The following is a 6,040-nucleotide window of genomic DNA, read 5'->3' as shown; positions in this document are numbered from 1 at the left end:
CGCCTGCACAGTGCCGGCCGTTAATGAAACCGTATTCCCTGGCACCTTAAATGCGGGCTATTGGTCCAGCACCCCCGGCCGGCGTGAAGATGGCTACGCCTGGCATGTAGATTTCACCACCGGCATTATGCTGCCGCGAGAGATTGATAAGGGTTTTGGGGTTTATTTGGTGCGGAGTATTTGAATGGGTTGAGCTAAAGAACACGCCACTCGTTGACTGTGATAGCCAAGCCCTAAGCTGAACCGCTTGTGAGCTTGGCCTTAGCCGTTTGTGTTATGGGTGTCCTCGATTATCATGCGCGACGGTTTGTTTGCAAACACGCGCTTAGTTCAATACCTATCTGGTGCTACAACCAATTACGTCGGTGCTCGAAAAATCATTAACGGCCAAGACCATGCCAGCCAAATTGCTAAGACAGCCACGGACCTTGAGCAGTTAATTTTCGCATCTACACAAAGCGCCATCATTACTCCTAACTTTAAACAAGCCTATGCCCACTATGCTTAAAATCATACCGCACCTATTCGCAACATTAATTACCACAACGGCCTGCGCACAACAGCTCGCCAGTGAACAGAAAAGTACCGTCACTAGCAAGCCAGACCTTAATAGATTTTTGTTTTGGAAAAGTAAAATCGACAGACAAGGATGTACTGGTGACGCTGGGGCTCCAGATGAACGGCTAGTGCGGATCGTTGATTTAACTGCCGACCGAAAGTTATTACAATTTGCATGTGACTTCGGCGCTTATCAAGATTCTTACCAAAATTATATAATCGACTCCGCAGGCAATATTTTGGAAACACTTAGTTTTATGGTGCCAAGTGAAGACAATTACAAATTGCTTAAATCTTTAAACGTAGTTTGGGGCAGTATGATTTTAAATGCAGAAAATGATCTTGAGCTACTCTATCTATCCGCAGGATCAGGAGCCTGCGGCTATCGCGCAACCTACAAAATTGACGCAGTATTATTAGGTGATAGCACGACACCCTTAGCAGTACATGGCGATATGGATTGTTATAACGGTGAGCTGGTGCCAAGCTGGCCGAAGATTTCATTGATCGACTAAAAGCAGCTCTGTGAATAGTTTTACCACGGCTAGTCGGCTAGATAGGCAATCTTTGATCCCGCCACAACTGCGAAAGATAGACGGACTCGCACGCCTACAGCGTTTGAATTATCGGTGTCCTCGATTATGCCGGAGGAGGGATAGATAGCTACACTGATGGTGTTATGGCTTGGGGATTTGGGTTTAATGGCGTTGAGGCTATTTGGGATGCAACTGTTCCGGCGATTAACCCAACGCTTCATATGCTTGGCAGGGCAAATGTTAATATATACCCGAATGAAAATGGTCCCAGTGCGCTTGTGGTAGTAACTAACCCAATGACTGTAGACTCATACACTCGATTAACTCCTTTCGATGGTTCCGCAAACTTCGATAGTGTGAAAAATGATGCTGGGCTACACACCCCTTTTCGAACTGTTAACCAGACATATACATTTAATATGGCTTATCCTGATTGGTTTCTAAATGGAGGGCCGCACCCAAATGATTTTCATGGAAGAATTTGACATGCTGGTCGTCTTAATCGTAAGTAGGTTTTGGTCACGATGAAGAGAGTTGTAATTGTTATCATAGGGCTCTATATCATCTCTGTGTTGGCGGTCAGGGATGACTTAAACCCTCTGGATGTTGAATTTATTATCGTGGTGATGAGGTGATTGAAATTTATAAGGATGGTCACTTTCTTTTAAAGTCCAATAAGGCCGAAGATGACGGAACGTGGAGCTACAGCAGCTTTCGCCTTTACTTGGATTCTGGTCGCAGTTTTAGGGTGATTAGATATGACTCAACCTTGCGTTTATTGGAGGTTGATAGGGGGGGGGATCCGGATCTTTGGGACTTTGACGATTCATTTAAGCTTTCTTTTTGGCTGCGGTCTCTCCCTGGTCGAATGTATTCGGCAATTAAAAAGTCAAATACAAATACAAAAGATAGGAGGGAAAAGGAAAAAGGGCAAAGGATAGGACATCCATAACATAATAATTGGGGAAACCAATCTAGCACACCCAAAACACTATCTTAGTAGGTGAGCGGATGGGTTAACCACTACAAACCGCTACCTTGCCACTTTCCTACAGCCGCCAATAAATCCTACATCCTCCTCTAGCCCGCTGCCGTATAGTAGGCTTAAATTTGTTGATCGGACGTAGTAGTTCATGACCATTGATGCCATTGTAATTCGCGGCGCGCGCCAAAATAACCTTAAAAATCTCGACTTGGATATCCCGCTTGGGGAGTTGGTGGTCGTCACTGGGGTGAGTGGTTCGGGCAAGTCCACCTTGGCCTTCGACACTATCTATGCCGAAGGCCAGCGCCGCTACGTTGAAACCTTCTCGGCTTACGCGCGCCAGTTTTTAGACCGCATGGACAAGCCCGCCGTTGATAGTATCGAGGGTATTCCGCCGGCGATTGCTATTGAGCAGAGCAACACGGTGCGCACCTCGCGCTCTACCGTTGGCACCATGACCGAGCTTAACGATTACCTGAAGTTATTATTTGCCCGCTTGGCGCGCCTGTACTGCCAAGGCTGCGGCCACGAAGTGGTAAGTGATACACCGCAAAGCGTGGTGCAGGCGTTGTATCGCGATTACGCCGAAGGGCAGCGGCTAATGGTGTGCATGCCTATTACCGTGCCGGAGTCGCTTAGCGACGATGAGGTGTTGCAGCTACTCAGCCAGCAAGGTTACACGCGCATGCAAAATCGCGAGGGTAATCAGGTAGAGGTCGTGCAGGACAGATTAAAACTCAAAGAGAACAACCGTGGTCGCCTGACCGAATCCGTGGAAGCCGCCTTGCGCTATGGCAAGGGCCACCTGCGTGTGTACCCGTTAGATGACAACATGCAAGCGGGCAAGCCGGTGCCGTTTTCTAGCCACCACCACTGCGCCAGTTGCAATATCGACTACCCCGAACCCAACCCTAGTCAGTTTTCGTTTAACTCGCCCATTGGCGCTTGCGAGGCCTGCCGTGGTTTTGGTCGCATTATCGGGGTCGATTACGGCTTGGTGATACCGGACGAGGGCAAAAGCCTCAAAGATGGCGCCATTAAACCTATTCAAACCCCAAGCTATGCCGACGTACAGCGCGAACTGCTGAAATACGCCAAGGCGCGGGGTATTCCTACCAATGTACCCTGGCGGGATCTTACCGAAGACCAGCGCCAGTGGGTGCTGCAGGGCGAGGGCCACTGGGATCAAAACGTGTGGTACGGCATTAGCCGGTTTTTTGAGTGGCTAGAAAGCAAAGCCTACAAAATGCATATTCGCGTGTTGCTATCCAAGTACCGCGCCTACACGCCCTGCCAAACTTGCGAGGGTGCTCGGCTTAAACCCGCCTCGCTGTGGTGGCGGGTGGGTTCATTAGATGCAGCAAAACAAGCGCTAGCCGGTCGCAGCCGTTTTAAGCCCGCCGGGCCCGCGTTGCCTAAGGCGCGCTTTAATCAATTACCGGGGCTGAATATTACCGATGTTATGCGTCTGCCGCTTTCGCGTTGTGGCGAGTTTTTTGCGCAACTGAGCAAGAGCCAAAGTGGCCGCGCCGTGGATGAAGCGGGCGAATTACTACTGGAGGAAATTCGCGCTCGGCTTAATTATTTGTGCGAGGTGGGGCTCGATTACCTTACCCTCGACCGCCAATCACGCACCCTAAGCGGCGGCGAGGTACAGCGCATTAACTTAACCACCGCGCTTGGCACCTCTCTGGTGAATACCCTATTTGTGTTGGATGAACCCAGCACCGGTTTGCACCCGCGCGATATTCAGCGCTTGGTTAAAGTACTGCAGCGCCTGCGCGATGCGGGTAACTCGTTGTTAGTGGTGGAGCACGACCCGCAAGTAATTATGGCGGCAGACCGCATATTAGATATAGGCCCAGGCCCCGGGCGCTTGGGTGGCAATATCGAATTTTTTGGCACACCGGCCGCCCTGCTAAAACGCAAAAATAACCTCACCGCGCAATACCTCTGCGGCAGCAAGCAAGTGGGTCACCAGCATGGGCCCGGTCAAAAAGGCCACGCGGTGGCAGAGGCTTCGCCCCAGTACCTTGCACAAGCGGCGAGCGATGCGGTTAAAAACATTGGAGTAAACAGCACCCAGGGCAGCAATAGCCCAGCGATTGATATTATCGGCGCCAGCGCGCACAACCTGCAAAACATCGATGTGCATATTCCGCTTAAGCGTTTGGTATGCCTAACCGGGGTGAGTGGCTCGGGTAAATCCACACTCCTGCGGCAAGTGCTTTACCCTGCGATACTCAAGCATTTTGGTGAGCAAACCGAGGCGCCGGGCAGCCATCAACGCATTAATGGGTTACAGCACATTGATAAAGTGGTGATGGTGGACCAAAGCCCCATCGGCAAAACAACCCGCTCCACCCCAGCCACCTACGTTGGCGCCTTTGATGCTATTCGCAAATTGTTTGTGGCGGCACCGCTGGCCAAAGAGCGCGGCTACAAACCGGGCACCTTTAGTTTTAACGCGGGCACCGGCCGCTGCCCCACCTGCCAAGGCAATGGCTTTGAGCATGTGGAAATGCAGTTTTTAAGTGATGTATACCTACGCTGCCCCGATTGCGACGGCCGCCGGTTTCGCAACGAGATACTCGAGGTAAAACTACTGCAGCCTTCGGCCGACGGCAAAGCACCGCGCGCGGTATCCATCGCCGATGCTTTGGAGATGACGGTGGCCGAGGCCTTGGCCTTCTTTTGCGAGTACGCCGAGGTGCAGCGAACCCTGCAACCTTTGGCCGATGTAGGGCTGGATTACGTACAGTTGGGCCAAGCTGTGCCCACGCTAAGCGGCGGCGAAGCCCAGCGCTTAAAGCTGGCTGGCCACCTAGCGGCCACCAAAGCCAAAGCTCGCGAGCATATTGTGTTTATGTTTGATGAGCCCACCACCGGTTTGCACTTTGCCGATATTGCCACCTTAATGGGCGCCTTTCGGCAGTTGCTTGGCGCGGGCCATTCGCTGCTGGTGATCGAGCACAACTTGGATGTTATTCGCGCTGCCGACTGGATTATTGATATCGGCCCCGAGGGCGGTGATGCCGGCGGCCAAGTACTGGCCACCGGCACGCCTGCGCATATTGCGACCTTGGCTGTGGGTTACACCGCGCAAGCGTTGCGCGATTACCAAAAAGCCTTAACCCAAGGGGCGCCATTACCCACTGCCAGTAAACGTAGCCGTAAAAAGGCCCCCCGCGAGATCAGCGTGCACAAAGCCCGCGAGCACAACCTTAAAAATATTGATGTCACTATTCCCCGCGACAAGCTTACGGTGATTACCGGCGTCAGCGGCAGCGGTAAAAGTACGCTGGCGTTTGATTTGATTTTTGGCGAGGGCCAGCGCCGCTATTTGGAATCCCTGAATGCCTACGCGCGCCAGTTTGTGCAGCCCGCTGCACGCCCAGATGTGGATGCCATTTACGGCATACCGCCAGCCGTCGCCATCGAGCAACGCACCAGCCGCGGTGGCCGTAAAAGTACCGTTGCCACCCTTACGGAAATCTACCACTACCTGCGTTTGCTCTATGTAAAATTGGCGACCCAATATTGCCCCAGCTGCGATGTACCCATCGAGCCGCAAACCCCGGATGCTATCCTTGCGCGCCTGCAAAAAGACTACCGCGAGCGCGAGGTAACCTTACTGGCGCCCATGGTCGTTGCGCGCAAAGGCATCTACCGCGAATTAGCCCAATGGGCCGCCACACGTGGCTATGACAAGCTCCGTGTTGATGGCGAATACTTACCCACTAACGATTGGCCAGTACTGGATCGCTACTGCGAGCACGATATCGAGTTACCGTTACTCAGCCTTAAAATTAGCCCGCAAAACGAGCAGCAATTGGCCGATGCGCTGGAGCAAGCCTTGGCGTTGGGCAACGGCGTGGTCATTGTGGCACCTGTTACTCAAGCTAAACCCAAAGCAAAGGGCCAACAAAGTAACAGCAAAAAAGCCAGCGCCGAGCGGCTG

Annotated in this window: 4 protein-coding genes and 1 pseudogene; all 5 read left to right on the top strand. The window is 52.2% G+C overall.

Translation table 11 applies throughout. From position 1 onward, the window contains the following. A partial coding sequence (locus tag AC3A8L_RS19140; RefSeq protein WP_487963875.1) for an Lcl C-terminal domain-containing protein occupies positions 1-184 on the top strand: 184 nt, incomplete at its 5' end. Positions 185-295: 111 nt separating this feature from the next. Further along, positions 296-508, top strand: a complete 213-nt coding sequence (locus AC3A8L_RS19135; RefSeq protein WP_487963874.1) for a hypothetical protein — start codon at positions 296-298, stop codon at positions 506-508. Further along, positions 501-1,073 (top strand): hypothetical protein, encoded by a 573-nt coding sequence (locus AC3A8L_RS19130; protein WP_487963873.1) that lies wholly within the window; start codon positions 501-503, stop codon positions 1,071-1,073. The genes AC3A8L_RS19135 and AC3A8L_RS19130 overlap by 8 nt, the downstream gene beginning before the upstream one ends. A gap of 1,160 nt (positions 1,074-2,233) precedes the next feature. After that, positions 2,234-2,579 (top strand): annotated as a pseudogene (locus tag AC3A8L_RS19125) (ATP-binding cassette domain-containing protein); the annotation flags it as partial. A 101-nt stretch (positions 2,580-2,680) separates the two neighbouring features. Further along, the coding region (locus tag AC3A8L_RS19120; RefSeq protein ID WP_487963876.1) for an excinuclease ABC subunit UvrA at positions 2,681-6,040 on the top strand (3,360 nt) is incomplete at its 3' end.

This window comes from Marinagarivorans sp., from assembly GCF_982758155.1.
The sequence above is the reverse complement of the archived record's forward strand: the minus strand, read 5'-3'. Positions and strand labels throughout refer to the sequence as shown.